The sequence below is a fragment of the Actinocatenispora sera genome, assembly GCF_018324685.1.
Lineage (GTDB): Bacteria > Actinomycetota > Actinomycetes > Mycobacteriales > Micromonosporaceae > Actinocatenispora > Actinocatenispora sera.
Genome location: NZ_AP023354.1, coordinates 5,876,350 through 5,902,528, shown reverse-complemented (window position 1 = coordinate 5,902,528; position 26,179 = coordinate 5,876,350). Strand labels below are relative to the sequence as shown.

The window sequence follows — 26,179 nt, the reverse complement described above, 5'->3', positions numbered from 1 at the left end:
CTCAGGCCCTCCTGCGGCTGATCGCGAACCAGACTGCGGACACCGCGAGGATCACGACGAAGTACAGCATCGAGGCGGCGGCGCCGTAGCCGGTGCGGAAGTCGGTGAACCCGACGTCGTAGATGTACTCGATCACCGGCCGGGTCGAGTAGTTCGGCCCGCCCGCGGTCAGCAGGTAGATCTGGTCGAACACCTTCAGCGAGGCGATGATCTGCAGCATCGTGACGAGCACCGTGGTCCGCGACAGCAGCGGTACGGTGATCCGCCACCACTGTGCGCCGGGGCCGGCGCCGTCCACCGCCGACGCCTCGTACAGTTCGCGCGGGATGTCCTGCAACCCGGCCAGGTAGAGCACGAAGTTGAATCCGATCGTCCACCACACGGTCATCAGCGCGATCGCGATCATCGCCCAGTTCGGGTCGGCGAGCCAGGCCGGCGCCGGCAGCCCCAGCGCGCCGAGCCAGGTCGCGAACAGCCCCGTCTGCGGCACGTACATCCAGGTGAACACCAGACCGACGCAGGTCACCGGCATCACGTACGGGGCGAAGAACACCAGCCGGAAGAACCACTTGCCGCGCCGGATCCGGTCGGTGAGCATCGCGAGCAGCAGCGCAACGATGACCAGCGGCGGCGTGGTGAGGATCGTGAACAACACCGTATGCCACATCGAGGACCAGAAGTCTGCGCTGGTCAGTGCCTCGGTGTAGTTGTCCAGCCCGGCGAACGGGCCGAGCCCGGGCCGCACCGAACTGCCGTCGAAGAAGCTCATCAGCAGCCCGTAGACCGCCGGGCCGATCAGGAACGCCAGGTACAGCACCAGGAACGGGGTCAGCAGCCCCCAGCCGGCGCGGGTCTGACCGATCACGCCGGCGGCGCGCGGTTCGTCCTTGACGCCGGGCAACGCTCCCGCCGGCGCCGCAACGGTGGCAGTCACGACGGCTCCTCCTTCGTCGGAGTACTCACGAGTTCGTCCCTCCCACCGGGGCCGGCCTGCTCGCGTAGTCGGCCAGCTTCCGGCGCAGTTGCGCGATCGCCGCGGCCGGATGCAGCTGCCCCGCCTCGACGGCCGACACCGCGAATCCCATGATGTTCTCGAAGTCGGAGCCGGCGCCGGAGTACCAGCCGGCCGGGTCGTAGATCGCCGCCTTCGCCGCCGGCACGTACTGCGACTGCGGCTCCATCCTGCGGAACGTGGCCGAGTCCTGGATCTCGCGGAACGCCGGGATGTGCCCGCCCTTGGCCCAGATCAGGCTGTTGTCGAGCAGCCCGCGCACCAGGGTGAGGCTCGCGTCCCGGCGCCGCGCGTCGCGACGCCCGTTGCGAGGCAGGATCAGCGCGTGCGAGTCGGCGAAGCAGTGGTACGTGCCGCCGAACAGGTTCGGCACCGGCGCCACCGAGAACGGCGTCTTGGCACCCTGGTACGTCGGGATCTGCCACTCGCCGTCGAACAGCAGGCCCACCTTGCCGGAGGCGAACAGCTGGGTGACCCCGGAACCGTCGATGTTGGACGGCATCAGCTTGCGCTGCACGGTGAGTTCCCGGGCGAACGACAGTGCCTTCTCCGCCTTCGCCTCGTCGAGCACGATGCGGGTTCCGTTGTCGGCGAGCACCTGGCCGCCGAGCTGCCCGTACAGCGTGTCGAACCAGCGCCAGCAGGTCGCCGGGTCGGCGTTGACGTTGACCACCCCGCCGTACCCGCCGGTCACCTTGGCGCACGCGGACAGCGCCGCGACCAACCCGTCGGTGCCCTCGATCGGCTTCAGCTTCCCCGATCCGTCCAGCAGCCCGGCCTTGGCGCACACGTCGGTGCGGTAGAACATCACGAACGGGTGGGTGTCCAGCGGGACCGCGTACTGCGCGCCGCCGACCTGCCCCTTGCGCCAGGCGGCCGCGGTGAACCGGTCGCCGGTCAGCCCGTGCGCGGTCAGATCGGCCGGCCGCAGCGGCTCGACCAGGTTGCCCTCGGCGAGCGTGGGCAGCCGGGACAGGTGGGTGATCGCCACGTCCGGCGGCCGGTCGCCGATGACCGCGAGCGCGAGCTTCGTGTAGTACGGCGTGCCCCAGGCCAGGGTGACCGCGTCGACGTGCACGTTGTGGTGCCTGGCCCGGAACCTGTCCGTCATCGCGACCATGTTGATGCCGTCGCCGCCGGTGAACAGGTTCCAGTAGGTCAGCGAGGTGGCATCCGGCCCGGTGCCGGCGATCCCGGCCGCGATCGGGCTGCCGCAACCGGCGGTCAACGCGCCGACTCCGGCCAGCCCGAGTGCGCCGAGTGCGGCGCGCCGGGAGGTGCCCTTCGGGTACGACTCGGTCATGGCGGCCTCCAGCCGGAGCGGGTGACCCTGTTTTTACATCGTTGTACATTTCCTGTAAAGACCATGCGGTCGCTCGTTGCGGTACCGACCGGACATCGGCGGCGCCGACGGTCGCAGACCGTGCCGAGCCGGTACGGCCGGCGCTGCCGCGCGGTGCGCGTCGGTGCCCGCGGCGAGGGAAGTGTGGGCTCAGCGGTGCGCGTCGGTGCCGGCGGCGAGGAAGTGTGGGCAGGTGCTCAGCGGCTGGTGCCGGCAGGTCGTCGCGTGCCGCAGGCCGTCCCGGATCTCGGTCAGCCGCTCGATCTGCGCGTCGATCGTGGTCGCCTGGTCGCGCAGCAGCCGGCGCAGCGCCGCGTCCGCGGGCCGGTCGGCGAGGATCTCGGCGATCTGGCGCAGCGTGAACCCCGCCGTCTGCGCGGCCCGGATGCGCGCCAGCCGGGCCAGCACCTCCGGCCGGTACGCCCGGCGCAGCCCGTGCCGCGCGTCCGCCTCGAGCAGCCCCTTGCGCTCGTAGAAGCGCAGCGCCGAGGCGCTCACCCCGCTGCGGCGCGCCACCTCGGCGATGTCGAGCAACTCGGTCATGGCGCTCCCGTTGACTTGAACCGCGATTCAAGTGCCAGCCTAGCCTCCATGACCGACGCACTGTTCGTGGTACGAGACGGCGGTGGCACCGCCCCGGCCGAGCTGCGGCTGGCCCGCCGGCTGGTCGCGCACGGCCACCGGGTCCGGGTGGCCGGCCCGCCGAGCATCGCCCCGCTGGCCTCCGGCCTGCCGTTCCACCCGCTCACCGAGCTTGCGCCGGCTCCGCTGTGCACGGCACTGCTCGACCGGCGCGAGCTGCTCGCCGCAGTCGACGTCGTCGTCGCGGACTGCCTGTTGTACGGCGCCCTGCTCGCGGCGACGGTCGCCGGCGTGCGGTCCGCGGCCCTGATGCCCACCGTGTACCTCGCCGACCGGCTTGCCGGGTCCGCGCTCGCCGCGCAACCGCGCTGGGCGACGGTACTGGCCGAGATCAATGCGGCGCGGCGCACGGTGCGGCTGCCCGCCGTCGACTCGGTGACCGACCAGATCCTCACCGCCGACCGGGTACTGGTGCTCACCAGCCGGGCGTTCGAACTGCCCAGCGTGCACCCGCCGGCGCACGTCGAGTACGTCGGCCCGCAACTCGCCGACGCCACCGGCGACGCCTGGCGCGCACCGGCGGGCGACCGTCCGCTGGTGCTCGCGAGCCTGAGCACCGAGGAACAGAACCAGCTGGAGCTGTTGCGGCGGCTGGTCGCGGTGCTCGGGCGGCTGCCCGTACGCGGGTTGGTCACGGTCGGCCCGGCGGTCGACCCCGCCCGGCTCAACCCGCCGGACAACGTGATCGTGGAACGGTACGTGCCGCACGCGGCGGTGCTCGATCGAGCGGCACTGGTGATCACGCACGCCGGGCACGGCACCGTACTCGCCGCACTGCGGGCCGGCGTACCGCTGGTGTGCCTGCCGATGGGCCGCGACCAGCACGACGTGGCCGCCCGGGTCTCGTACCATGGCGCCGGGATCGTGCTGCCCGCCGACGCGGGGACGGCCGAGCTGGCGCGGGCGGTACGCCGGGGGCTGGCCGAGCCGGCGTACGCCACCGCGGCCCGGCGCCTCGCCACCGCGATCGCCGCCGAGGATCCCGACCGGGCGGTCGCGGCGGTGGTCGGTGCGGCCGCCGCGACGAGCCGGAACGGAGCCGACGGATGAGCGAGGACCAGACCCGGCCGGTACCGGCCGACGAGAGCCGGGTGCGGATCGGCGGTGTCGTGATCGACGCGAACGACCTGGACCTGCTGACCGGTTTCTGGAGTGCGCTGCTGGGCCGGCCGGTGACCCGGCGCGAACCCGAGTGGGTCAGCCTCGGCCCCGACCTCGCGCTCCAGCTGGTGCCGGAGCGCAGGACGGTGAAGAACCGGATCCATCTCGATCTGGTCGCGGACGACCTCGAGCGCGCGAGCGCCCGCGCCGCCCGGCTCGGTGCGAGCCCGGTCGGCCCGCTGCACGAGGACCTCTGGCAGGTGTGGCAGGACCCGGAGGGCAACGAGTTCTGCCTCTGCCGTTCCTGACCGACCTCGCTTCGTACGTGCCGGCGGCGGCGTGGCGGTGTCAGGGCCGGTCGGAGCCGGGCCGCGGGGGCTGCTCGGTCCGCCCGCCCTCGTCGGTCCCCGCCTCGGCGATCCCGGGCGCCGGGATGCCCGTGTCGGGAGTGCCGGGCGCCGGGATGCCGGTGTCGGCGGCGTCCGCTGCGCGCTGCCGGTCGGTACCGCGTTGCCCGCGCGGTCGGTTGACGTCCTGGCGGTCGCGTTGCCGGTCGGCGCGGCGGTGCCGGCGGCGCCGGTCGTTACCGCTCGCGCCGGGCGCGACGCCCAACCGGGCGAGATCGATGCGCACGCTGGTGATCCGGGTCCGTAGCGCGGGCAGCTGGTCGGGCGCGGTCGCCGCGGTGATCGCGAGCCAGCCCTGGGCCCGCTGCAGCCGCCGGGTCAGCCGGCTCGCCTGGCGGCCCCGCGACTTCGCCACCCGCCGGCTCGCCGAGCCGCGCGCCTCCCGCCGCACCGTCCTGCGCACTGCCCGGCGCGCCCGGTGGCGGCGCCGCCTGGTGCGCAACGACCGGATCTCCGCGGCGGTGACCAGCGTCCCGAGTGCCGCCTGGGCGTCCGTCCCCGCCTGGGCGGTACCGGCAGGTGCCACGCCGGCGAGCGCCGGGTCGGTGTCGAGCACCCGCCGGTACCAGCGCCACTCGGCGCGCATCGCCAGCCGGTACACGACGAAGAAGGCGGCGAGGATCAGGACGACCTTGATCAGCATGCCGATCAGCGGGTTGAGCTGACCGGTGATCAGCGGCGAGTTCCACAGGAAGTGCATCGACCAGGCGATCGCGAACATGGCGAGCGCGAACAGCACCCGCACCGCCAGCGGCCGGTCACGGCGCAGCAGCGCGTACCCGATGCCGTAGCCGGAGCAGGCGGCGAACACCCAGTGCGACGGCAGCAGGCCGATGATCCCGCGTACCCCGAGGATCTGGGCCAGCCCGGCGGCGTCGCTGGTCGGGTTGGTCAGTGCCCCGTTCATCGCGTACGAGATGTCCTCGACGACCTGGAAGCCGAGCCCGCACCAGGCGCCGAGGAACAGCCCGTGGATCGGGCGCGACACCGAGCGGATGCCGATGCCGATCACCGCGAGCACGCCGACCGCCTTGAGCCATTCCTCGTTGCTGGGGCCGGCGATCGCGGCGCCCCAGTTGGTGGCCGTGCCGTTGCCGAGGATGCTCGGTAGGGCACCGAGCAGGTTGTCGTTGACGTAGAAGGCGATCGCGACGGCGACCACGCCGCCCCAGACGACGGCGGCGACGGCGAGGGTCCTCGGCGGTCGGTGGATGACGCTGAGCCAGACGATGATCAGCCCGATCACCACGCCGAGCGCGATGTTGACGCCGACCGCGGTGATCGCGGCCGCCGGCGCCAGTACCCGCAGCGGTTGGAACGCCGACAGCATCGAGAAGAACGCGACGACCACGGCCGCCAGGTACACCCAGTAGGTCCAGTTGCCCGGCTGCCACAGCAACTCGCGTGGCGACCGGAGTGCCGGCGCGGTCATGTGCTCGCCCCCGTGATCGAGTCGTACAGCGTGGTCAGCTGCGGCTGGTAGCCGTCCAACCGGTCCGGCGCGGCCAGCACCAGTACCGACAGCGCGTGGTCGCCCTGGCGCAGGATGCTCAGCCGGCCGATCCGGTCGTGGCCGACCGCGGTGCCCTGCACACCGGCGTACCCGTGCCGGGTGGTCTGGCTGCCCTGTTCGGTCGCGGCGATGTCCTGCACGCCGAGCAGCCGGGCCCGGCGCTGGAACATGGTCGAGGTGCTGGCCGGTGGGCCGGCGACCGCCAGGGCGGTGACACTGACCGTGTCGCCCTGGTGGGTCAGCCGCAGCTGGTCCTCCGACTGGGCGGCGACCTGCCAGCCCGGGATCGGGGCCACCCGGACGGAGTCGCCCGCGGCGGTGAGCGTCACCGTCTCGTCCGCGTCGGCGGTTCTGGTGGTGTTCGGCGTACGGGCGGCCAGCACGGCGATCGCGCCGATCAGGACGCCGAGCAACACCACGACGACGACGGCCGGCCGGCGCATGCCGGCACGTGCGGCGGCCCCGGTGGCGACCATGCGTACCTCCAAAGATCGACTTCGTGCCCAGTAAACGGGCCGGTCCGGGCCGGGTGCGCGCGAATCAGGGAGCGTGGCACGTCCGGGTTATCGATCCGCGTGGATCTGCCCGACGGCGGGCCGCCCGTACCGGCCTGAGGTCGCCGCGCCGTGCTGGGCGTCGAGGGCGGATCCGCTGGCCGGGGGAGGGGGTCTTGCCAGCCTCATGACGAGGCGCGAGAATTCGATTTCTCACCCAAAAGGTATTCAGCTGGCAAGGTGGACCCTCGGCACCATCCGGTCAGCTGCCCGAGCACCGGAGGCGAACAGTGACCGCAGGCAGACACCGCCCCGACCCGGCCGGGCCGACCCTCGGCCGGCGCCGGCTGCTGACCGCCGGACTCGGCGCCGCCGCCGGCCTCGCGCTCGGCGCCGGCGCGCTGGACCCGGCCGCGGGGGCCGCGGCTCCGGCCGGCAGTGTGCACCCCGACCTGGTCACCGGGTTCAAGGTGAAGAACCTGACCGGCCCGGCCGAGACCGGTGCCTTCGCGGCGCCGTGGACCGACCTCGGCATCCCGGCCCGCTGCCCGGACGGCTCGATCCTGTTCGTCTGCGGCGACACCTTCGACGGCAGCGGGGTCGGCGGCCCGAACTGGCGTGCCCCGGTCGGCCTGCGGTCCTCCTCGGCGAACCTCGGCTCGCTGACCATCGACGGCGCGGTCGGCGGATCGAGCGCCGTCGGCCTGGTACCGGAGGGGCACGCGCCGGTCGGCGGCGGCTACACGACCGCGATCCCGTCCGACGTGTTCACCGTCGGCGACACGATGTACATGCACCTGATGCGTGGGGTCATCTATCAGTGTGACCACACCGATTTCTGGCGCTCCACCGACAACGGCGAGACCTGGGAGTACCTGTGCCAGTGGCCCGCCGAGGTGTACGGCGGGCAGTTCCAGCAGAAGACCTACGCGGTCGCCGACGACGGCTACTGCTACGTGCTGTCCACGGTGTTCAACCGCAGCATCACCTCCGGCCTGTTGCTGCACCGGGTACCGCAGAACCAGCTCGGCGTACCCGGCGCCTACCAACCGTGGGGCTACGCGAACGGCGCCTGGGCCTGGGGCAACCCGCCCACCACGATCACCGGCGCCCGCAGGTGGGGCGAGATCTGCTTCCGCGCGATGGGCGGCCAGTACTCCTTCAGCTGGCTGAACATGGACGCGCTCGGCATCCGCGCGCAGATCTTCCCGCTGCCCACCTCGAACCTGTTCACCACGCCGGAACAGACCATCATCGTGCCGACCTCGCCCGGGCTGGAGGTCGGCAACCTGGTCGCGAGTCCCTACGGCGGCTTCGTCATCCCCGGCTCCACCTTCGACGACTACCACGTCTGCGTCAGCCAGTGGTACGACAACCAGAACTACCGCGTCATGCACTACCAGATCAACGGCCTCGCGCACTGATGCGCACGGCCCCGGCAGCCGGGCGGCTGTCGGGGCCGTGCGTTCGCCGAAGCCGGCCGCGGGCCGCTCGCCGAGCGAGCCGCGGCGGCTCCCGGTCAGTACGCCATGGTGGACAGGCCCGCCGGCAGGCTGCCCGCCGGGTAGTCGACCCTCTGGCCGGAGAGCATCGAGCCGTCCGAGAAGTTGACCGTGATGCGGTAGATGTAGCTGCCTTGCTGGGTGCGCCCCAGCAGCGTGAGCTTGCCGTGGACGAGCGACACCGGTCGCCACTCGCGTACCGCCGCGGCCGTGTCGGCCGGCACTCCGGCGCGGGCGAACGGGGTGCCGAGTGCCTCGGACTTGTTCCCCGGAGCGCTGCCCCGCTTGGTCGGGTCGGAACCGTACGGACGTTCGTCGCCGAGAATCTGCACCTTGCCGATGGTCAGCTTCCCGTTGTCGGGTTCGCTGACCGCGGCGGCGCCGTCGTGGTTGTCCGGCGAGACGACCAGCGGAGTCCGGGCCTGCGGCACCCAGCTCAGCGTCGCCGGGTGGGTGCGCGACGTGTGCTGCGCGCGCCACACCTGTGCGTGGTAGACGGGGTGGTACCTGAGCGCCGTGCCGGTGTCCGGGTCGACCTCCTGGTACTCGCCTGTGGCGTACCCGAGCTGCTTCGCGGCGGTCGGCTTCGCCCTCGGCTTGTCCCGCGGTACCTGGAAGACCGGGTGGCCGTTGGGCAGGATCGCGGCGAGCCGGTCCGCGTCCTGGTTGCCGATGGCGAGCTGGCGGACCGTGCCGTTCGTCAGATCGACCCGGTACAGCCGGTTGTGAATGACGTTGTCGTTCGGCGCGGCGCGCAGCACCAGCCACCGCCCGTCCGCGGACCAGGCGACGGGGAACCCGTCCTTGCCGGCGCGGGCGGTCCGGTAGGTGCGGTGGCTGGTCAGGTCCCGCGCCACGACCTCGTTGCCGACACTGGTGACGACCCAGCGGCCGTCCGGCGACAGTGGGGTGCCGAGCGCCGCGGCGGTCGGGCCGATCCGGCCGGGCAGGTCGTACCGCGCGCCGGAGGTGGTGTGCAGCACCGTGGTGCCGTCCTTGCCCTCCTGCGGTTGGAGGTACTCGCCCGTCCCGACCGCGCGGTCGGCCGGTAGCTGGCTCGCGGCGCTGATCGACGTCGAGGGAGTGCCGATACCGCCGTGCCAGGCGATGCCGCCGGCCACCAGGGCCGCCGCGGCGAGGACACCGACGCCGAACCGGCCGGTGCGGCGACGCCGGAGGCGGCGCTGGATGCTCTCGGTGACCGCCTTCGCCGACGGCGGTCTGCTGGTCTCGGTGGCCTCTTGGTACAGCTGGCCGAGCTCGTTCATCGGACAACCTCCTCCGCGAGCGACCGGCCGGTGCCGATCGCGAGTCCCGGCGCGAGCTCTCGCAGCCGGCGGATCGCTTGATGAGTGCGACTCTTGACGGTGCCGACCGAACAGCCCAGCACCGCAGCGGTGTCCACTTCGGACAGATCTTCGTAGTAGCGCAGCGCCAGCACCGCGCGCTGCTTCGGCGTCAGCATCCGCAGGGCGGCGATGAACGTCTCACGTCGGGTGACCGACTCGGCCACCTCGACGGCCGCCGCGGGATCCCCGGCCGCGGCCAGCGGCGACTCCTGCACCCGCCGGCGGCGGCGCCACGACGTGCTCTCGTTGATCATGATCCGGCGCGCGTACGCCTGCGGCTCATCGACGCGCGCCCAGCGTTGTGCCAGCCGGAACAGCGCGGTCTGCACCAGGTCCTCGGCGAGCTGGTGATCGCCGGTCAGCGCGAACCCGAACCTGGTCAGCGCCGGTAACCGGACGGCCACGAACTCCGTGAACCCGTCGAGTTTCTCCACCCGTACCTCCCTTGACACTGCCTATGAGGGCCAAGAAGCCGGGCGAGGTTCGATCTCGCGGAGATTTTCCGGCCGGCCGCACCGCGGCGTGCGGGCGACCGGCGCGTGCGGCCCGCGGATCCGACACGGATCCGCGGGCCGATTACTGACAGTGATGCGGCCTAGCGGTACGTGCCCGCATGCGGCATCATGTCTCGCGGTGTCCTACCACTGCGATGGCTCGGGTGCCGGCTTCGGGCAGGAAGCCGTACCCGGGTCATCGCGCGGTGGCACACCCCGCGGCGAAGCGTACGAACGCGTCGAACGCGGTCGGGGCCACCGCGAGGGCGACACCGGCCGGGTCCTTCGAGTCGCGTACCCCGACGATCCCGGGCAGGTTCGTCGCCACTTCGACGCACTGGTTGCTGGCGCTGCTGCGGCTGGACTTGCGCCACACCGCGCCGGAAAGGCCACTCACGTGGTCGTCTCCTTCGTGATCTGCCCGATGAACTCGCGGCTGTCCGCGGCGTTCAGGGCGTGCTTGCTGATGTCGGCGAATGCCTCGTCGTAACGCGCCACCTCCTGCGGTTTGTTGAAGTAGTTGTCCCCGAGGAACCCGTCGCAGTAGGCGATGGGCTGATCCTCGGGGAAGCGCAACACGATGAACTGGCCGGTCGTGTAGCCCAGGTGCAGGCCGGCGGCGAACCGGACCACGCGCACCGACACGGTCGGCAGCTCGGTCATCGCGACGATGTGGGTGAGCTGGTCGGCGAGCACCTGCGGGCCGCCGACCGGCCGCCGCAGCACGGTCTCCGAGAGCACCACGTCCAACCGCAACGGGTCGGTCGCGCGGGTCAGCACGCTTTGCCGGCTGCGCCGGAGCCGTACCCGCTTCGCCACCTCGGTCGGCGGCCGGCTGCGGCCGTCGCCACCGGGCAGGCTGGTGATGGCCGACGCGTACGCCTCGGTCTGCAGCAGACCCGGCACCAGGTCCGGCTCGTAGCTGACCAGCTCGGTCGCGGAGCCCTCCAACCCCAGGTACAGGTCGAACTCCGGCGACACGACGTCGCGGTAGCGGGTGAACGGGCCCTTCAGCCGGGTCAGTGCGAGCAGCTCGGTGAGCCGGCGGTGCGTCGCCTCGTCCGCCCCGTACAGCTCGACCAGGCCGTCGATGTCGCCCTTGGGCCGTAACTTCACCCCGGGCAGCCCGTTCTCGATCTTGTACAGGGTGGTCACGTGGCGCTCGATGAACTCGGCGGCGTCCTCCTGGGTGACGCCGGCCTGCTCGCGCAACTCTCGCAGCAGGTTGCCGACCTTGCGCCGGGCCCACGCCGCGCCGACCGACTCGCCGTTCTCGGCCGCCGCCGCGTCGAGGCTCGACCGATTACGCATTGTGCCCCCCTGGCGCTGTGCTCCGATGGTGCCGGAGCGCGGCGGAACGTGCCCGGCTGTCTGGCTCGGCCGAGTGTATTAGGTGGCCGGACCGAACCTGGGGCAGCGGAGGCGGCCGCAACGGCGCGATGCGGTACTTGTCACTCGGATGTTGCACAACGGGTGGCGGCCCCAGTCACGCCGCGACAAGCACGAACAGTCATGATCGGGGTGCCGGGTCGGTTACGCGATACCGATTCCGCTACCTTGTGAAAACCGGCGGCGTGGTGTTCACTGCATGCGTGCCGCGCTGGCACATATGTCTTCCTTGTCCCTACCAGGTGGAGCCGGCGTGAGGTTCAACCAGTACATCACTTTCTGCAGCGATATGTTCCGATTCTCACCCCGCCGCCCGACGCGCCGCGGATAGGACGCAGCCAGCCATGCCGCACCCACGTCCGCGACCCGCGACGCACCCGCGAGGCCGCCGGTGACCGACCCACGGCGGACGAACCACACCGGTTGGTACGAGCAGCTGCACCCCGACGCTGCCCCATCGACCCGGTCGGCCCCGGTCCCACCGCGCGCCGAGCCACCGCCGCGCGCCGTCCCGCCGACCCACGCCGCGCCGCCGCGGGCGCCACACACCGACCCGGCGTACCCGCCGTCCGCTGCCCACCGACCGGCACCCGGCACCGGCGGGGCCAGGGTCCGGCCGATCGCCGACGAACTGTTTCGCGGCGCGACCGACGCGTTCACCGGAGCCACCCGCATCAACCACCGGCTGGTCGACATCGGCTGCGCCGCGGCGCTGGTCGCCGAGCTGATGCTGACCTGGCGGGACGACCCGGTACACGGGCGGCAGCGGCTGCTGCGCACGTTCCCGGCGGCCGAGACCGGGACCCCGGTACTCGCCCCCGACCACCGGCTCTACCTGGAGGCGCCGCCGCGCGACCCGCTGTGCTACCGGGTGCTGTCGGAGATCGTCGAGGACGCCCGGGACCAGCGGCGGCCGGTGGTGGAGTTCATCGAGTACCTCTCCGACCGGGCGTACCGGATGGTCGGCGAGCGGCTCGCGATGGCGCGGCTGGTGGTCGAGGAGCAGCGCCGGTCCGGGCTGCGTCGACGGCAGGTGTTCCTCGACGTCGAGCCGACCGCGTCGGTCAACGCGCTGACCCGGTTGCCGCGCAAGCTGCGCGACCGCGAGCCGGTCGGCGAGGCGGACCGGGTGCTGTTCGGGCTCTACGACGCGATCGGGTTGATGGCCGTGGTCCGTCGGGAGTTCTCCGACCACTTCCCGATGCCCACCGATCTGCGGCTCACCCCCGACCTGCAGTCGGTCCTGGACGCCGCGAGCGAACTGCAGGCCGTCGTGACCCGACGGCACTGACCCACGGCCCCGGTGCACCCGCGACGCCGCGCCGGGGGCGTCACCCCCTCACGAAAGGGTCCTTCCCGTGGCTGTGCAAGCCTTTCCGGCCAGCGCGGTGACCAACCGCCTGGCCCGCAACAGACTGTCCTGGGGCACGCTCGGCGGCTACGTCGTCGCGCTGGCCGCACCGCTGACCGTGGTCGGCGCCGGACTGACCAACGGCTGGGCCGTCACCGGCCTGACCTCCATCCCGATCGCGTACCTCGCGGTGGCGCTGATCCTGTGGTGGTTCGCCGTCGGTTACGTGGCGCTGGGCCGGCGGATCCCGAACGCCGGCGCGCTGTACGTCACGATCGCCGCCGGCATCGGCCGCATCGCCGCCGTCGCCGCCGGCCTGGTCGCGGTCGTGTCGTACGCGGCGATGGAGGCCGGGCTGCTCGGCGGGTTCGGGGTCGCCGGCGGCCGGCAGATCGCCGAACTGTTCGGCCCGAACATCTCGCCCTGGTGGATGGCGATCGCCGCGCTGGTGGTCATCACCGTGCTGGGCGTGCTGAAGGTCAACCTGGCCGGCCGGATGCTCGCCGTCGCGCTGGTCGCCGAGATCCTGGCGATCCTGGTGTTCGACGTCATCGAGATCGCGCACCCGCACGGCTCGGTGTCGCTCGCCGCCCTCAACCCGCTGGAACTGTTCGGCGGCGGCGGCACCGCGCTGGTCGGCATGGTCATCGCGCTGACCGGCCTGGTCGGCTTCGAGGACTCCTACAACTACAGCGAGGAGGCGAAGAAGGGCGCGCCCTGGATCGCCGTGTACGGCGCGCTCGCGTTCACCGCCGCCATCTACGCGCTGTCCGCCTGGGCGATGACCGTCGCCGCCGGACCGGGCAACGTCGTCGCCGGCGCCGGCAAGTACGCCGACCAGTACCTGTTCCACCTGGTCTCGCCGTACGTGCCGAGCTGGAGTCTGCGGATCGCGCAGATCCTGCTGTGCACCTCGCTGCTCGCCGCCGCGATCGGCTTCTCCAACACCGGCGCGCGCTACTTCTTCGCACTCGGCCGCGACCGCGTGCTGCCCGGCGTGTTCGGCCGTACCTGGTCGCGCACCGCCGCGCCGGCCGGCGGAGCCGTCGCCCAGTCCGTGCTGGTGCTCGGGATCATCGTGGTGATGGTCTCGCAGGGCGCCGACCCGGAGACCGCGCTGTTCTTCGGCGGTACCGTGTTCGCCGGGTACGGCGTGCTGCTGCTGATGACGCTGTGCTGCATCGCCGCCCTGGTCTACTTCGCCCGCAAGCGGCGCGCGGAGAACCTCTGGCAGGCCCGGATCGCCCCGGTGCTCGGGTTTCTCGGCCTCGCCGTGATCGCGGCCGTCACCACCATCAACTTCGGCACCCTGGTCGGCATCCCGAACGGCTCGTTCTGGGCCAGGGCGCTGCCGGCCGGCATCGGCGCGGTCGCGGTGCTCGGGATCGTCTGGGGGCTGTTGCGGCGGGCGACCAACCGCACCGCGTACGGTCGGATCGGGCAGGGTGGGCGGCACCTGACCGCCGGTCCGGCGGCGGTACCCGAGCCGAGCCCGGCGGCCACCAGCGAGGCGGTGGTGCTCGGCGGTGACGGGTGAGCGTGCCCATCGCGACGGCCGGTCGGGCCGACGCCGACCGCCTGACCCGGCTGCTGTCGGACGCGTTCCTGCTCGGTGACCTCGCCGACTGGCTGGTACCCGATCTGGCGCAGCGCCGCGAGATCTACCCGCGGTACTGGGCGATCATCGCGCGCCATGCCCTGGCCGGCGCGGCCACCGTGGACGTCACCGACGCCGGCAGCGCCGCGGCCCTCTGGTACGCCGCCGACGGCGGTGAGCCGGACCTGGTACCGGGCGACTACGACGCGTTGCTGGCCAGCGCGTGCGGCCGGCACGTCGGCCGGTTCGCCGCGCTGGACCGTGCGATGCACGACGCGTACCCGGACCGACCCGGCTACGCCTACCTCGGCTTCGTCGGCGTCACGCCCGAGCGGCAGCGGGCCGGACTGGGCGCGGCGTTGCTGGACCACCGGCATCGACAGCTGGACCGGGCCGGTAGCGCGGCGTTCCTGATCGCCTCGTCGGCCGGCTCGGCCCGGCTCTACCGGCGGCTCGGCTACCGGCCGGCTGGTCCGGACATCCGCCCCGGGCCCGACGCGCCCGCCCTCTACCCGATGCTGCGCGAACCCCGACCGGCCACCTGACCGGCCGGCCCTGGACCCGGTGGTCCAGGCCCGAGGCGGGTTGATCATGGTCGGAATCTGGAGATGTGCGCCTACCACGGGGCACCGCACCATGATCAACCTCGCCGAGGTGGGCCCGGGATGGGCTGGGCGCGGGAGACTGGAGGTAGCAGTGCTCCATGCGCGGAGGTGAGTGCAGTGGCGCAGTCGGAGAAGGGTCGGCCGGAACGTCGGCACGACCGGGACGACCGGGACGACCGGCCGGCCCCGTACGGAGTGGATCCGGCGTTCGCCGAAGCCGGCGAGACGGGCCGGGCCGGGCACGCGGCGGTCGGCCGCCCGGTCAGCGAACTGCTCGCCGACGATGCCGGGCCCTCCTCACCGTTCGGCGCGACGAACCTGCCGATGCCACCGCAGGACGTCGACTACGAGCTGCCCGACGACGAACCGCCGCAGATCGACCCGGTCCGCGACTTCTGACCCCGGCAGCTCGACCCGCTTCCCGACGTTCGACGCCGGCAGGGGCGACCCGGTCCGCGAGAGCCGTCGCGGCCAGGAGCGATCCGGTCCGCGAGAGCGGTCGCGGCCAGGTCGGACTGGTGTCCGACTTCCCGCGCCGGAGCCGGATGTCGGGTCACTCGACGGTGCGGCGCATGACGCAGTTGCCCATGCCCTTGCTGCGCACGTAATCGAAGCCGGCTCGCTCGTACAGCGCCCGGGTCCCGTTGTACAGCACCGCCTTGCGCTGGCCGGCGTTGTCGTGCGGGTACCCCTCGACGAGGCCGCCGCCGACCGCCGCGATCAGGTCCAGCGCGCCGGCCAGCGCGACCGCGGACAGGCCCCGGTGCCGGTACCGCCGGTCCACGAAGATGCAGGTGATCCGGTAGTCGGGGGTGAGGTCCAGCTCCGCCTCGTACTGCTTGCGGTGGTGGATGTTCGGCAACTCGGCCGGGCTGCCGAACTCGCACCACGCGACCGCCTCGGCGCCGTCGAACACCAGCGCCGCATGCGCCCGCCGCTGGTCGACCAGCCGCTTCTTGAGCAGCCGGTTCGCCTCGTAGCTGCGTTCCTTCTCGGCCGGCATGGTGTGGAACCAGGTGCACCAGCAGCCACCGAACACGCCGTTGTGCCGCTCCACCAGCGCGGCGAACCCGTCCCAGGTGTCCGGTGTCAGCGTCCGGACCTCGTACTCGCTCATCAGGCCCCCGTCGGGTCGATCGGTCGGTCCCAGAGTCGCACCGAAACCGGACGTTCGCCGACCGGAACCGGAACCGGCTCAACGGTGCAGCGGCGCGGCGCGGTCCAGATGCGCCAGCTTCTCCGGGTTGCGGACCGCGTAGAGCCCGGTGACCCGGCCGCCGTCGACCCGTACCGCCACCGCCGCCCCGGTCCCGTCGGCGAACCGGACGAGCAGCGCCGGGTGACCGTTGACCAGCGCCGCCCGCAGCGACGCGGTACCGGTGATGTTGCCGAGTACTGGAACGACCCGCTCGGCGCCCACGATCGGCGCCAGTGCCGCGCGGACCACGCCGCCGCCGTCGGTCAGCAGCACCACGTCCGGCGCGAGCAGTTCGAGCAGCCGCTGCAGGTCACCGGTCTGCACCGCGCGGTGGAAGGCCTCCAGTACGTCACGGGTCTGCGCGGCGGAGACGACCTCGCGCGGCCGGCGCGCCGCGACGTGGGCCCGGGCCCGGTGGGCGATCTGGCGCACCGTCGCCGGCGTGCGGTCCACCGCGGCGGCGATCTCGTCGTACGACAGGTCGAACACCTCGCGCAGCACGAAGACCGCGCGCTCGGTGGGCGTGAGCGTCTCCAGTACCAACAGCATGGCCATCGAGACGCTGTCGGCCAGCTCGACGTCCTCGGCCACGTCCGGCGTGGTCAGCAACGGCTCCGGCAGCCACGGGCCGATGTAGGACTCCCGGCGCCGGCGCAGCGTCCGCAGCCGGGTCAGCGCCTGCCGGGTGGTGATGCGGACGAGGTAGGCGCGCTGGTCCCGGATCGGTGCGAGGTCGACGCCGATCCAGCGCAGCCAGGTCTCCTGCAGCACGTCCTCGGCATCGGTCGCCGAACCGAGCATCTCGTAGGCAACGGTGAACAGCAGGTTGCGATGGGCCAGGAACGCCTCGGTCGCCGGGTCCGGCCGACCCGCGTCGCCGATGGCCCGCTCGTCCGGCCGACCCGCGTCGCCGGTGGCCCGCTCGTCTGGCTCGTTCATCGACCGCCCCTCTCGTCGCCGCGCCCGTACCTCGGGTCGGCGCCCCGTGCACCAGACGCCGCCGGCCGGTGGGGTGTGACGTCCCGGCCCGGTGCGGCACGTCACAACGCGCTGCGGTCACGCCGGCCCGGGCGCCGGCATCTCCATGGTCGTCCCGAGCCGCTCCGACGGGTGGCTCACCTCGACGAGTGAGGACGCTTCATGGAACCCCGCATCGACCTGTTCGCCAGCCCGACCCCGACCCAGGTGCTCAAGCGCTTCGCGAACGCCGCCCTCGCGCTGGAACGGTCGACCCTGCCGAAGACGTTGCGCGAGCTGCTGCAGCTGCGGGTCGGCCAGATCAACGGCTGCGGCCTGTGCGTGGACGCGCACACCAAGGAGGCCGCGGCCGCCGGCGAGACCCCGGTACGGATCAGCCTGGTCGCCGCGTGGCGCGAGTCGACCGTGTTCACCGCGGCCGAGCGGGCCGCGCTGGCACTGGCCGAGGAGGGCACCCGGCTCGGCGACGAGCGGCACGGCGTCTCCGACGAGACCTGGGCCGCCGCCCGTGAGCACTACGACGACGACCAGCTCGGCACCCTCGTCTGCCTGATCGCGATGATCAACGCGGCCACCCGGATGAACGTCATGGTGCGCAACCCCGGCGGCTCGTACCAGCCCGGTACGTTCGCCGCCGCCGGCAGCGAGTGACCCGCCGCCCGGTCCGGGGCCCGGGCCCCGGACCGGGCCCGCTCAGGGCCGTTCTCGATCTGCGCGTACCGGCGACCCGGGTCCGGCGCCCGACGGCGAGATGATCTCCGCCAGCAGCTCACCCGCCCGCAGCAGGGCGAGCGCCCGATCGGCGATGGCCGCCAGCCGGGCGTCGAGCGCGGCAAGCGAGCCGCCCACCTCGCTGAGATCGCGCGCCGCCGTGATCGCGGCCAGCACGTCGGGGATGCGGTACCCACCGGCGCGCAGGGCCGCGACGATGCGCGCCTCCCTGATCGCCGCCAGCGGGTAGCGCCGCGCGGTCCCGGCGGGCGTGCCGACACGATCCGGCGCCACCAGGCCCGCCTTCTCCCAGAACCGGAGGGTGGACGCCCGGACCCCGAGGGCCTGCGAGAGTTCGGTGATGGTCATCGAGTCGCCGTCGACCGGTTCGGCGTCGGTGCCTGCCTCGGCCCGGATCGACTCCAGCGCCAGCCGGGCGGCGAGCGCCTGCGCCCGCTCCTCGTTCAGCCGGGCGTGGAACCCGCAGATCAGCGCCGCACCCTCCGCCGGCGGCCGGTGCCGGACCGCCCGCATCGCCTGCCGCGCCTCGACCGGGCCCACCGCGTACGCGAGGGCCCGGTAGGCGCGCAGCGCGTCCACGTGTGCCGGGCCGAACCGCCGGTACCCGTTGCCCGATCGCGCGGCGGCCGGGATCACGCCCAGCCGTTCCAGGTCCCGTACCTGCTGGACGGAGTAGCCGGAAGCGGCCGCGACCGCGGCCGTGGTCATCGCCGCCGCCATCCAACCCTCCACAAGCACTTCAAGTACATGCTCGAACCATGAGTATGGACCGACTTCTCGACACGATCCGCGCCTTCGACGGAGTACTGGAGCTTGCGCCGGCCGCCGGCGGCCCGTTTCCGGAGATCGCCTGGGGCGACCACTTCTTCTACTACGCCCCGGACGGGCAGGTGCCCCAGCGGGAGCAGCCCTACGCCACCATCGTGACCAAGAACTATCCGGACGACGACGAGTGCGACCTCGATGCGCCGGACCGCTGGCGGCTGAACATCCACGTCGGCACGGCCGCGTTCGTCGAGCTCACCGGCGAGAACCCGCGGGCGGAGGCGACCCCGCGGGACCGCACTGCCACCGACGTCGTCTTCCCGCACCCGCTGTATCGCACCCAGGGTTGGGTGTCGATCGTCAACCCCGGCGAGCGCACCGGCGAGCTGGCCGTCCGGCTGCTGCGGCAGGCGCACGAGGCGGCCCGGCGCCGGGCGGAACGCAGGCCGGCAGGCAACGGGTGACGCGCGGCCGGTGCGCGAACGTCAGAGGCCGGCGCGCAACGGATGACGCGGCCGGTGCGCGGTCCTCAGGGGGTCGGCGGTGGCACCAGCTCGGCGCCGGTGGGCACGGCTACCGGGTCGGCGACGAGATCTCCGGCCAGTCCGTACCGCGAGCGCTGCGGGCCATGGCCGGTACCGCCCGGCCACCGTTGCGACTTCGCCCGGGCGCACACGACCGGCAAGCTGGTCGTCGCGATCTGACCGGACGGTGCGCCGACCCGCGTCGGCCTGGCTAGGGACGGATGGCGAGGAAGACGAAGGCGGCCAGCAGGACCAGGTGCACGCAGGCGGACAGCCGGGTGACCCGGCCCGGTACCACGGTCAGCACGCTGACCACGACCGTCAGCGCGAGCAGCACGATGTGCGTCGGGCCCAGCCCCAGGACCAGCCGGTTCGGCAGCCAGATCGACGCCAGCGCCATCGTCGGGATGGTCAGGCCGATCGACGCCATCGCCGAGCCGTAGCCCAGGTTGAGGCTGATCTGGATCTGGTCCCGCCGCGCCGACCGGGTCGCCGACAGCGTCTCGGGCGCCAGTACCAGCAGGGCGATCACCACGCCGACGAACGAGGCGGGGAAGCCGACGGCGCGCACCCCCGCCTCGATCGCCGGTGACTCCACCTTGGCCAGCCCCACCACCCCGATCAGCGCGAGCAGCAGCTGACCGAGGCTGGCCAGCGCCTGCCGGCTGGACGGGCGCGGCGCGTGCCGCTCGTCGGCCGGTCGGGTCGTCGCGATCTCCACCGGCAGGAAGAAGTCCCGGTGCCGCCTGGTCTGCGTCAGCACGAACACCACGTACAGGGCCAGCGAGGCCACCGCGGCGAACGCCAGCTGCGGGCCGGAGAACTCGCCGGCCGGCGAGTTCCCGGTGAACCGCGGCAGCACCAGGCTCAGCGTGGCGAGCGCGGCGACGGTGGCGAGCGCGGCGCCGCTGCCCTCCGGGTTGAACTGCGCCAGCCCGCGCCGGACCGATCCGATCAGCAGCGCCAGCCCGACGATCCCGTTCGTGGTGATCATGACGGCGGCGAAGACGGTGTCCCGGGCCAGGGTGTCCGAGTCGGCGCCACCGGACACGCTGAGCGTCACGATCAGTGCCACCTCGATGATGGTGACCGCGACCGCGAGCACCAGCGAGCCGAACGGCTCGCCGACCCGGTGCGCCACCACCTCGGCGTGCTGCACGGCCGCGAGTACCGCGCCGGCGAGCAGCACGCCGACCAGGGCGACCGGTACCGGGCCGAGGTGGCGGCCCCAGGACAGCGCCAGCACGACGACCGCCAGTACCGGGACGATCAGCGTCCAGGACACCCGTACCCGCATGGGCTCAACCCTGGCAGAACCGCCCGTCCGGTGCCGGGCGAACCGTCCAGGAACCGGGTTCGGGTGAGGCTGCGGCGTTCCGGCCCGGCCCAGGCCTTCGGCATCGATGATGAACGCATGTGCCGATGGCTGGTGTACACCGGGTCGCCGATCAGGCCCGAGGAACTGCTGTACAAGGTCGACCACTCGCTGATCGACCAGAGCATGCACGCCAAGCTGGGGGTGACCACCCTCAACGGCGATGGCTTCGGGATGGGCTGGTACGACGGTCCGCGTCGGCCCGGCGTGTTCCGCGGCATCGGGCCGGCCTGGGGTGACCGGAACCTGCGCGAGCTGGCCGAGCACCTGGAGAGCGGGCTGTTCTTCGCGCACATCCGCGCCTCCACCGGCACCGCCGTGCAGGAGACCAACTGCCACCCGTTCCGGTATCGGACCTGGCTGTGGATGCACAACGGCGAGATCCACGACTTCCACCGGATCAAGCGGGACCTGGCGCTCGCGGTCGAGCCCGAGCTGTTTCCGCACCTGGAGGGCTCCACCGATTCCGAGATGATGTTCTACCTGGCGCTGAGCTACGGGCTGCGCGACGACCCGCCCGCCGCCGTCGCCCGGATGGTCGGGCACGTCGAACGGGTCGCCGCCGAGCACGGCATCGCGAACCCGGTGCAGATGACGATCGCCACCTCCAACGGCGAGCGCGTCTGGATCTTCCGGTACTCCAGCGCGGGCGCATCCCGGTCGCTGTTCTTCTCGCGGCGCATCGAGGCGCTGCGCGAGCTGTACCCGGAGAACCCGATGTTTCACCGGGTGTCCGAGCGCACCCGGCTGATCGTGTCCGAGCCGCTCGGCGACCTGCCCGGCGCCTGGCGGGAGGTACCCGAGTCGAGCTACGGCGTGGTCGAGGCGGGCGGGGACTCTCTCCGCGACTTCCACCCCACCCCGGTCTGACCCGGGCCGCGGCCGGTCGGCCGGCGGCGCCGACCGCGGTAGAACTCGCCGCTCGCGAGCCGGTCGTACCCGGCGTGGTCGAACAGGCCCGGCCGAGCCACCCGGAACACGCCCGGCCGAGCCACCCGGAACACGCCGGGCCGGGCGCCGCGGATCTCGCCGGCCGTCAGCCGGTCGGCGGATGCAGCTCGACCAGCTCGGCGGACGCGTCCCCGCCGGGGGTACGCCAGGTGATGGTGTCGCCCACGGCGTGCCCGGTCAGCGCCCGCGCCAGCGGGCTGTCCCGGGTGATCGCCGCGCCGCTGGCGCCGGTCGCCGGCACCGGGGCGATCTCGACCCGTTCGGTGTCGCCGTCGGCGAACCGCAGCACCGCCCGGGTACCGAACGGCAGCCCGGTACCGGTGTCCGCGCCGTCCAGCAGCGCCTGCAACTGCGCGATGCGCGCATCCAGCCGGCGCAGCTCGTTGGCCCGCTCGATGCCCTCGGCCTGGTCGGCGGTGTCCCCGGGCTGCCGGTCGTCCGCCAGCGTCGCGGCCAGCTGGCGGCGCTGCTCGCCCACCGTCTCCAGCTCCTCGCGCAGCCGCCGTACCGGATCCGGCTCGCCCATGCCACCTCCCGAACGGTCTGCCTGATGTCGGACCGTGCCCGCCACGGCCGATTATCGACCCTGGCCAAGAGAGCCGCGGCGGGTTCGCCGATCATGGCTGGGCCGGTTCGGCGGACCAGGGAGGAACGGCATGACGGCATTCGACAGCTACGAACGGGCGCAGTGGCGCGGCGGCGCCGACACCTTCGCCCGCACCTTCGCACCACTGTGCGCGTACCCGGCCGATGCCCTGCTCGACGCCGCCGGGGTCACCGCCGGGAGCCGGACGCTGGATGTCGGCACGGGTACCGGCACCGTCGCGGCGCTCGCGCTGGCCCGGGGCGCCGTGGTCACGGCGGTCGACGCCGATTCCGGCATGGCCGCCGCTGCGCGGTCGGCGGCACCGGGCGCCGCGGTACGGGTCGGCGCGCTGCCCGCGCTGCCGTTCGCGACCGGCGCGTTCGACGCGGTGGTCGCGAACTTCGTACTCAACCACGTCGGGGTGCCCGCCGCGGCGGTCGCCGAGCTGGCCCGGCTGACCCGGCCGGGCGGCCGCATCGCCGTCACGATCTGGCCGTACCCGCCGCCGCGGCTGCAGTCGCTGCTGGGTGAGGCGGTCCGGGCGATCGGCGCGGCGCCGGTCGCGCTGCCGCGGCTGGCCGCCGAGCACGACTTCGCCCGTACCGTGGCCGGGCTGTCCGGGCTGCTGGCCGCCGGTGGACTGACCGAGGTGACCGGGCGGCAGCTGGACTGGCGACACCGGACGACGGTCGCCGACTGGTGGGCCGGCGCCGAGGGCGGGATCGGTGCCGCCAGCGTGCTGCTCGCCGCCCAGCCGGCCGCGACCCGAGACCGGATCCGGGCCGAGCTGGACCGGCTGGCCGAGCCGTACCGCGGCACCGACGGTGTCTGCGCGATACCGACCGCCGCCCTGCTTGCCACCGGCACCGTCCCCGGCTGACCCGCCGGGCATGGCCGCCGTGCGGCGCGGCCGGGTGCGCGGTCTCGCCGCAGGCCACCGTGCGCCGGACGGCGGGTCAGCTCGCCGGGCGGCGGGCCTCGATCAGGAACCGCTCCGAGGTGGCCCGGAACGGGCCGTGCGCGGTGATCTGGTCGTGTAGCGCCAGCAACGGGCCCCGGTAGCGCTCGACGTCGAAGTCCGGCACGATCCAGACCACCGTGCGCAGGAAGACGATCACCGCCGCGATGTCGTCGAACCGCATCGGCAGCGACTGCTGGTGCAGCGCGACCACGTCCAGCCCGGCGGCCTCGGCCCCGCCGAGCGCCCGGGCGGCGGCCCGGACCTGGCTCACCGGCTGGGGGCCCATCAGCGCGTCGGTCAGCTCCCGTACCGAGCCGGCGCCGACCTGCTGGGACAGGTAGCTGCCGCCCGGCGCCAGCACCCGGGCGATCTCCGGCCACCGCAGCACCGTCGGATGCCGGCAGGTGACCAGGTCGAACGAGCCGTCGTCGAACGGCAGGTCGGCGTCGTCGGCGACCTCGGCCACGGTGCCGCCGACCGGTGCCAGCCGCTCCCGGGCCAGCGCCACGTTCGGCGGCCAGGACTCGGTCGCGGCCAGCCGCGGCGGGACGGCCGGTAGCGCGGCGAGCAGATCGCCGGCGCCGGTCTGGATGTCGAGCGCGGCGCGGGCGACGGCCATCCGGTCGGCCACCAGGCGCGAGTAGCGCCACCAGGGCCGAGCCTCGTCGGCGCGGCCGGCCAGCCAGCCGAAGTCCCACCCGACGGGTACCGCCAGCGCCTCGGCGACCAGATCCTCGAACGTGCTGGGCATACCGGCAGTCTGTCCGACCCGCCGGGGGTTTGGCGACCGGTTTGTCGCCGCCGTCAGTCGGCGGCGGGCGGCGGGAAGCCGCCGGTGGCGATCGGACCCCAGCGCTCGATGGTGACCCGGATCAGGCACTTTCCCTGGCGCTGCATCGCGGCCCGGTACTCGTCCCAGTCCGGGTGCTCGCCGGCGATGCCCCGGTAGTACTCGACCAGGTCGTCCAGCGCCTCGGGCAGGTCTCGGACCTCGCCGGTGCCGTCGAGCTGCACGTACGGCCCGTTGAACTCGTCGGAGAGCACGCACAGGGTCACCCGCGGATCCCGCCGGACGTTGTGCACCTTGGCCCGCTGCGGGTAGGTCGAGATGACCACCCGGCCCGCGCCGTCGGTCCCGCAGGTGACCGGGGAGGTCTGCGGCCGGCCGTCCCGGCGGGTGGTGATCAGCACCGCATGATGCCGCGGCCGGACGAAGTCGAGCAGCCCGTCGCGATCCACCGTGTTCGCACTCGCATAACTCACCATGTCCCGACCCTACGGCGGTACCTGCGGGGTCGGGTCGCGGTGGCCCGACCCCGCCACCCGGTAGGCGCCGAGACCATCCGGTCCGCGAGACGTCGGGCCGGTTCAGCGGTCGCCAGCGTCCACTATGGACAGAGCCTCGTCCACCTTGCGGTCGTCGGCGCGGTGCCGGCGCGGCGCGTTCTCCACCCAGCGCGCGTCGGCGGGGGTGGCGAGCGGCGGCGCCGCGTCCCCGGCGAGCGCCTCGACGGTCGACTGGATCGTCGCGATCTCGCGCTGGATGCGGTGCCGCAGCTGGGTCAGCTGGGCGAACCGGTGCCGCGCGTCGACCAGGATCTGCTCGGCCTGCGCCTGCGCCGCGGCCCGGGTCTGTTCGGCCTCGTGGTTGGCCGCCGCCAGCTCGCTGGTCGCCTGCCGGTGCGCCTCGGCGAGCTCGGCGGTGGCCCGCTCGTGCGCGTCCGCCAGCTCGGCGCCCGCCTTCAGCTGCGCGTCGGCCAGCTCCGCGGTGGCCTGGCTGTGCGCCTGCGCCCGCTCCGCCTCGGCCGCCTCGTGTGCCGCGGTCAGCTCGGCGGTCGCCTTGTCGTGCGCGGTCTCCCGCTCGGCGGCCGTCTCGCGCCGCGCGGTCTCCCGTTCGGTCGCCGCCTCGCGCCGGGCCGCCTCCAGCTCGGTGGTTGCGGCCTCGTGCGCCGCCGCGCGTTCGGCGGTGGCGTCCCGTTCGGCCGCGGCCAGCAACGCGGTGGCGTCCCGGTGTGCCGCGTCCCGCTCCGCGGTCGCCGCGGCGGTCGCGTCGCCGCGGATCCGGTCGACCTCGCCCTGCGCCGTCGCGACCGCCTGCTCGGCCTTGGCGCGAGCGGCGTCGATGGTGCTCTTCGCGGTCCGGTGCGCCTCGCCCAGTGTCTGCTGCGCCTCCTGGCGCGCCGCGCCCAGCGTGCCGTCGGCCTCCTCGCGGGCGGCGGACACCAGCTGCTGCGCCTGGGTACGCGCCGCGATCAGCGTCTCGTCCGCCTCCTGCCGCGCCGCGTCCACCGAACCCGCGGCGACCTCGCGGGCGGAGGACAGCGTCGCGTTCGCCTCGACCCGGGCCGAGTGCAGCGCCGCGTCCGCCTCCCGGTGTGCCCCGGTCAGCGTGGTGGTGGCCTCCTGCCGCGCGGCGGAGACCATGTTCGCGGCCTCCTGCCGCGCCGCGCCGAGCGTCTCGTCGATCTCGCGCTGCACCGTACCGATCCGGGCCGCCGCTTCGTTCCGGGCGGCGGTACGGGCGTGCTCGGCGGCGTCGCGCGCCTCGGCCCGGACCCGCTCGGCCTCGGTGTGTGCCTGCTCGACGATCTCGGCGGCGAGTTGCTCCGACTCGCCGAGCAGCTGCTCCATGCGGCCACCCAGGAACTGGGTGTGGGACAGCTCGACGATGGCGACGTCACGTTGCTCGGCGTACCGATCGGCCTGCACCTCCGCCAGCTGGAGCGCCAGCGCGCGCTCCCGGTCCTGGCTGCGGGCCATCCGCACGGCGAGCTCGGTCAGGGTGCGCTCGACCCGATCGGCGTAGCGCCGCACCTGGCCGCGGTCGTAGCCGTGCACCGCAGTCTCGAACTCGGCGTCCGGCCGGAAGTCGGTGTCCTGCAGCGCAACGTCGTGGGTGTCGAAATCCCGTCGGATACCCATGTCCCGCCTCCAGCCCGCCGCGGCGACGACGTCACTCGATCATGAGTTACTAATACCCTCGTATACGGCATTCCAACCAGTCGGGGGATGCACTCTACCGTTTCCGCGACCCTGCGATCACCACCTGCTAGCGTGCCATGCCGCCGGCCATGATCACCGGGCCGAACGAGAACCCGACCCATCGATTGCCGCCGATCCGGTCGGGTGGTCTGTGGGTACGCGGAGCGGCGGCGTCACGGGCGGGGTGTCTTGCGCGGCAACGACATCACGATGATGATCGACCCCACGCCGACGCCGGTGCGCACCCCCGGTGCTCGCAACTCGTGCCCCACCCCCGGCCACAAGGTAGCGACGGCGGCCGGTACCGCGGCGGGCTTTCGCCCAAGATC

At 73.1% G+C, this 26,179-nt stretch carries 28 protein-coding genes; 11 read left to right on the top strand and 17 right to left on the bottom strand.

Going from position 1 to position 26,179, the window contains the following annotated elements:
- Position 1 precedes the first annotated feature (1 nt).
- The 3 genes from Asera_RS27745 to Asera_RS27735 form a co-directional block, all read right to left on the bottom strand.
- On the bottom strand, positions 2-934 hold the full coding sequence (locus tag Asera_RS27745; RefSeq protein WP_035295089.1) for a carbohydrate ABC transporter permease: 933 nt from the start codon (positions 932-934) through the stop codon (positions 2-4).
- Between the two features lie 25 nt (positions 935-959).
- Positions 960-2,315 (bottom strand): extracellular solute-binding protein, encoded by a 1,356-nt coding sequence (locus tag Asera_RS27740; RefSeq protein ID WP_030444242.1) that lies wholly within the window; start codon positions 2,313-2,315, stop codon positions 960-962.
- A gap of 189 nt (positions 2,316-2,504) precedes the next feature.
- Positions 2,505-2,897 (bottom strand): MerR family transcriptional regulator, encoded by a 393-nt coding sequence (locus Asera_RS27735; RefSeq protein ID WP_030444243.1) that lies wholly within the window; start codon positions 2,895-2,897, stop codon positions 2,505-2,507.
- 48 nt (positions 2,898-2,945) lie between these two features.
- Between Asera_RS27735 and Asera_RS27730 the strand changes: the two genes are divergently transcribed.
- Both Asera_RS27730 and Asera_RS27725 read left to right on the top strand, forming a co-directional pair.
- A complete protein-coding gene (locus Asera_RS27730) occupies positions 2,946-4,046 on the top strand; it encodes a glycosyltransferase (protein WP_051801500.1) in 1,101 nt (366 codons plus the stop codon).
- Complete coding sequence (locus Asera_RS27725) at positions 4,043-4,405, top strand: VOC family protein (RefSeq protein WP_051801502.1); 363 nt, start codon at positions 4,043-4,045, stop codon at positions 4,403-4,405. The genes Asera_RS27730 and Asera_RS27725 overlap by 4 nt, the downstream gene beginning before the upstream one ends.
- Positions 4,406-4,445: 40 nt before the next feature.
- Here the strand turns inward: Asera_RS27725 and Asera_RS27720 are convergent, their stop codons facing one another.
- Both Asera_RS27720 and Asera_RS27715 read right to left on the bottom strand, forming a co-directional pair.
- Complete coding sequence (locus Asera_RS27720; protein WP_030444246.1) at positions 4,446-5,936, bottom strand: PrsW family intramembrane metalloprotease; 1,491 nt, start codon at positions 5,934-5,936, stop codon at positions 4,446-4,448.
- Positions 5,933-6,493, bottom strand: coding sequence for a hypothetical protein (locus Asera_RS27715; RefSeq protein ID WP_030444247.1), 561 nt, complete (start codon positions 6,491-6,493; stop codon positions 5,933-5,935). Before Asera_RS27715 ends, Asera_RS27720 begins: the two co-directional genes overlap by 4 nt.
- Positions 6,494-6,801: 308 nt before the next feature.
- On the opposite strand from Asera_RS27715, the gene Asera_RS27710 reads away from it, so the two are divergent.
- Complete coding sequence (locus Asera_RS27710; RefSeq protein ID WP_030444248.1) at positions 6,802-7,935, top strand: DUF4185 domain-containing protein; 1,134 nt, start codon at positions 6,802-6,804, stop codon at positions 7,933-7,935.
- A gap of 95 nt (positions 7,936-8,030) precedes the next feature.
- On the opposite strand, the gene Asera_RS27705 is transcribed toward Asera_RS27710, so the two are convergent.
- The 4 genes from Asera_RS27705 to Asera_RS27690 all read right to left on the bottom strand — a co-directional run bounded on the left by Asera_RS27705 (position 8,031) and on the right by Asera_RS27690 (position 11,167).
- The gene (locus Asera_RS27705) at positions 8,031-9,281 is read right to left on the bottom strand and encodes a TolB family protein (RefSeq protein ID WP_030444249.1); all 1,251 of its coding nucleotides are present in this window, start codon (positions 9,279-9,281) and stop codon (positions 8,031-8,033) included.
- Complete coding sequence (locus Asera_RS27700) at positions 9,278-9,796, bottom strand: SigE family RNA polymerase sigma factor (protein WP_030444250.1); 519 nt, start codon at positions 9,794-9,796, stop codon at positions 9,278-9,280. Before Asera_RS27700 ends, Asera_RS27705 begins: the two co-directional genes overlap by 4 nt.
- A 256-nt stretch (positions 9,797-10,052) precedes the next feature.
- Complete coding sequence (locus Asera_RS27695) at positions 10,053-10,253, bottom strand: DUF397 domain-containing protein (RefSeq protein ID WP_030444251.1); 201 nt, start codon at positions 10,251-10,253, stop codon at positions 10,053-10,055.
- Entirely contained in the window at positions 10,250-11,167 is a 918-nt protein-coding gene (locus tag Asera_RS27690; protein ID WP_051801503.1) for a helix-turn-helix domain-containing protein, read from the bottom strand. Before Asera_RS27690 ends, Asera_RS27695 begins: the two co-directional genes overlap by 4 nt.
- Before the next feature lie 469 nt (positions 11,168-11,636).
- Here Asera_RS27690 and Asera_RS27685 point away from each other — a divergent pair, with 469 nt between their 5' ends.
- The 4 genes from Asera_RS27685 to Asera_RS27670 all read left to right on the top strand — a co-directional run bounded on the left by Asera_RS27685 (position 11,637) and on the right by Asera_RS27670 (position 15,197).
- Positions 11,637-12,536, top strand: a complete 900-nt coding sequence (locus Asera_RS27685; RefSeq protein WP_030444253.1) for a GPP34 family phosphoprotein — start codon at positions 11,637-11,639, stop codon at positions 12,534-12,536.
- A gap of 67 nt (positions 12,537-12,603) precedes the next feature.
- Complete coding sequence (locus tag Asera_RS27680; protein WP_035295092.1) at positions 12,604-14,133, top strand: APC family permease; 1,530 nt, start codon at positions 12,604-12,606, stop codon at positions 14,131-14,133.
- On the top strand, positions 14,130-14,738 hold the full coding sequence (locus tag Asera_RS27675) for a GNAT family N-acetyltransferase (RefSeq protein ID WP_030444255.1): 609 nt from the start codon (positions 14,130-14,132) through the stop codon (positions 14,736-14,738). Before Asera_RS27680 ends, Asera_RS27675 begins: the two co-directional genes overlap by 4 nt.
- 177 nt (positions 14,739-14,915) lie before the next feature.
- Entirely contained in the window at positions 14,916-15,197 is a 282-nt protein-coding gene (locus tag Asera_RS27670) for a hypothetical protein (RefSeq protein WP_030444256.1), read from the top strand.
- 154 nt (positions 15,198-15,351) lie between these two features.
- On the opposite strand, the gene Asera_RS27665 is transcribed toward Asera_RS27670, so the two are convergent.
- Both Asera_RS27665 and Asera_RS27660 read right to left on the bottom strand, forming a co-directional pair.
- Positions 15,352-15,915, bottom strand: a complete 564-nt coding sequence (locus Asera_RS27665) for a hypothetical protein (protein ID WP_030444257.1) — start codon at positions 15,913-15,915, stop codon at positions 15,352-15,354.
- A 78-nt stretch (positions 15,916-15,993) separates the two neighbouring features.
- Positions 15,994-16,797, bottom strand: a complete 804-nt coding sequence (locus Asera_RS27660; RefSeq protein ID WP_244844239.1) for an RNA polymerase sigma-70 factor — start codon at positions 16,795-16,797, stop codon at positions 15,994-15,996.
- Positions 16,798-17,136: 339 nt separating this feature from the next.
- Here Asera_RS27660 and Asera_RS27655 point away from each other — a divergent pair, with 339 nt between their 5' ends.
- Positions 17,137-17,625 carry a carboxymuconolactone decarboxylase family protein gene (locus Asera_RS27655; RefSeq protein WP_030444259.1) on the top strand — a complete coding sequence of 163 codons (489 nt, stop codon included), beginning with the start codon at positions 17,137-17,139 and terminating at the stop codon, positions 17,623-17,625.
- 42 nt (positions 17,626-17,667) lie between these two features.
- Here Asera_RS27655 and Asera_RS27650 read toward each other — a convergent pair whose 3' ends face one another.
- Positions 17,668-18,426: a MerR family transcriptional regulator gene (locus Asera_RS27650; protein WP_211255446.1), complete on the bottom strand. Its 759-nt coding sequence runs from the start codon at positions 18,424-18,426 to the stop codon at positions 17,668-17,670.
- A gap of 38 nt (positions 18,427-18,464) precedes the next feature.
- Between Asera_RS27650 and Asera_RS27645 the strand changes: the two genes are divergently transcribed.
- Positions 18,465-18,935 carry a DUF6194 family protein gene (locus Asera_RS27645; protein WP_035295096.1) on the top strand — a complete coding sequence of 157 codons (471 nt, stop codon included), beginning with the start codon at positions 18,465-18,467 and terminating at the stop codon, positions 18,933-18,935.
- A 271-nt stretch (positions 18,936-19,206) separates the two neighbouring features.
- Here the strand turns inward: Asera_RS27645 and Asera_RS27640 are convergent, their stop codons facing one another.
- Positions 19,207-20,292 carry a calcium:cation antiporter gene (locus Asera_RS27640; RefSeq protein WP_030444262.1) on the bottom strand — a complete coding sequence of 362 codons (1,086 nt, stop codon included), beginning with the start codon at positions 20,290-20,292 and terminating at the stop codon, positions 19,207-19,209.
- Positions 20,293-20,409: 117 nt separating this feature from the next.
- Here Asera_RS27640 and Asera_RS27635 point away from each other — a divergent pair, with 117 nt between their 5' ends.
- Positions 20,410-21,240: a class II glutamine amidotransferase gene (locus tag Asera_RS27635; protein ID WP_030444263.1), complete on the top strand. Its 831-nt coding sequence runs from the start codon at positions 20,410-20,412 to the stop codon at positions 21,238-21,240.
- 166 nt (positions 21,241-21,406) lie between these two features.
- Here the strand turns inward: Asera_RS27635 and Asera_RS27630 are convergent, their stop codons facing one another.
- Positions 21,407-21,847 carry a GreA/GreB family elongation factor gene (locus Asera_RS27630; protein ID WP_030444264.1) on the bottom strand — a complete coding sequence of 147 codons (441 nt, stop codon included), beginning with the start codon at positions 21,845-21,847 and terminating at the stop codon, positions 21,407-21,409.
- 130 nt (positions 21,848-21,977) lie between these two features.
- Here Asera_RS27630 and Asera_RS27625 point away from each other — a divergent pair, with 130 nt between their 5' ends.
- Complete coding sequence (locus Asera_RS27625) at positions 21,978-22,787, top strand: class I SAM-dependent methyltransferase (protein ID WP_030444265.1); 810 nt, start codon at positions 21,978-21,980, stop codon at positions 22,785-22,787.
- Between the two features lie 76 nt (positions 22,788-22,863).
- On the opposite strand, the gene Asera_RS27620 is transcribed toward Asera_RS27625, so the two are convergent.
- The 3 genes from Asera_RS27620 to Asera_RS27610 all read right to left on the bottom strand — a co-directional run bounded on the left by Asera_RS27620 (position 22,864) and on the right by Asera_RS27610 (position 25,790).
- Positions 22,864-23,619, bottom strand: a complete 756-nt coding sequence (locus Asera_RS27620; RefSeq protein ID WP_030444266.1) for a class I SAM-dependent methyltransferase — start codon at positions 23,617-23,619, stop codon at positions 22,864-22,866.
- Between the two features lie 53 nt (positions 23,620-23,672).
- Positions 23,673-24,134, bottom strand: coding sequence for a PPOX class F420-dependent oxidoreductase (locus Asera_RS27615; protein WP_030444267.1), 462 nt, complete (start codon positions 24,132-24,134; stop codon positions 23,673-23,675).
- 102 nt (positions 24,135-24,236) lie between these two features.
- Positions 24,237-25,790: a coiled-coil domain-containing protein gene (locus Asera_RS27610; protein WP_030444268.1), complete on the bottom strand. Its 1,554-nt coding sequence runs from the start codon at positions 25,788-25,790 to the stop codon at positions 24,237-24,239.
- Between the last annotated feature and the right edge of the window lie 389 nt (positions 25,791-26,179).

What these genes read in the sequence shown, in the direction of transcription:
- Asera_RS27740 (WP_030444242.1), bottom strand. Translation starts at nt 2,315, where the DNA reads ATGACCGAGTCGTACCCGAAGGGCACCTCCCGGCGCGCCGCACTCGGC.
- Asera_RS27735 (WP_030444243.1), bottom strand. Translation starts at nt 2,897, where the DNA reads ATGACCGAGTTGCTCGACATCGCCGAGGTGGCGCGCCGCAGCGGGGTG.
- Asera_RS27730 (WP_051801500.1), top strand. Translation starts at nt 2,946, where the DNA reads ATGACCGACGCACTGTTCGTGGTACGAGACGGCGGTGGCACCGCCCCG.
- Asera_RS27725 (WP_051801502.1), top strand. Translation starts at nt 4,043, where the DNA reads ATGAGCGAGGACCAGACCCGGCCGGTACCGGCCGACGAGAGCCGGGTG.
- Asera_RS27720 (WP_030444246.1), bottom strand. Translation starts at nt 5,936, where the DNA reads ATGACCGCGCCGGCACTCCGGTCGCCACGCGAGTTGCTGTGGCAGCCG.
- Asera_RS27715 (WP_030444247.1), bottom strand. Translation starts at nt 6,493, where the DNA reads ATGGTCGCCACCGGGGCCGCCGCACGTGCCGGCATGCGCCGGCCGGCC.
- Asera_RS27705 (WP_030444249.1), bottom strand. Translation starts at nt 9,281, where the DNA reads ATGAACGAGCTCGGCCAGCTGTACCAAGAGGCCACCGAGACCAGCAGA.
- Asera_RS27690 (WP_051801503.1), bottom strand. Translation starts at nt 11,167, where the DNA reads ATGCGTAATCGGTCGAGCCTCGACGCGGCGGCGGCCGAGAACGGCGAG.
- Asera_RS27665 (WP_030444257.1), bottom strand. Translation starts at nt 15,915, where the DNA reads ATGAGCGAGTACGAGGTCCGGACGCTGACACCGGACACCTGGGACGGG.
- Asera_RS27660 (WP_244844239.1), bottom strand. Translation starts at nt 16,797, where the DNA reads ATGCTCGGTTCGGCGACCGATGCCGAGGACGTGCTGCAGGAGACCTGG.
- Asera_RS27655 (WP_030444259.1), top strand. Translation starts at nt 17,137, where the DNA reads ATGGAACCCCGCATCGACCTGTTCGCCAGCCCGACCCCGACCCAGGTG.
- Asera_RS27650 (WP_211255446.1), bottom strand. Translation starts at nt 18,426, where the DNA reads ATGGCGGCGGCGATGACCACGGCCGCGGTCGCGGCCGCTTCCGGCTAC.
- Asera_RS27645 (WP_035295096.1), top strand. Translation starts at nt 18,465, where the DNA reads ATGAGTATGGACCGACTTCTCGACACGATCCGCGCCTTCGACGGAGTA.
- Asera_RS27640 (WP_030444262.1), bottom strand. Translation starts at nt 20,292, where the DNA reads ATGCGGGTACGGGTGTCCTGGACGCTGATCGTCCCGGTACTGGCGGTC.
- Asera_RS27635 (WP_030444263.1), top strand. Translation starts at nt 20,410, where the DNA reads ATGTGCCGATGGCTGGTGTACACCGGGTCGCCGATCAGGCCCGAGGAA.
- Asera_RS27630 (WP_030444264.1), bottom strand. Translation starts at nt 21,847, where the DNA reads ATGGGCGAGCCGGATCCGGTACGGCGGCTGCGCGAGGAGCTGGAGACG.
- Asera_RS27625 (WP_030444265.1), top strand. Translation starts at nt 21,978, where the DNA reads ATGACGGCATTCGACAGCTACGAACGGGCGCAGTGGCGCGGCGGCGCC.
- Asera_RS27620 (WP_030444266.1), bottom strand. Translation starts at nt 23,619, where the DNA reads ATGCCCAGCACGTTCGAGGATCTGGTCGCCGAGGCGCTGGCGGTACCC.
- Asera_RS27615 (WP_030444267.1), bottom strand. Translation starts at nt 24,134, where the DNA reads ATGGTGAGTTATGCGAGTGCGAACACGGTGGATCGCGACGGGCTGCTC.
- Asera_RS27610 (WP_030444268.1), bottom strand. Translation starts at nt 25,790, where the DNA reads ATGGGTATCCGACGGGATTTCGACACCCACGACGTTGCGCTGCAGGAC.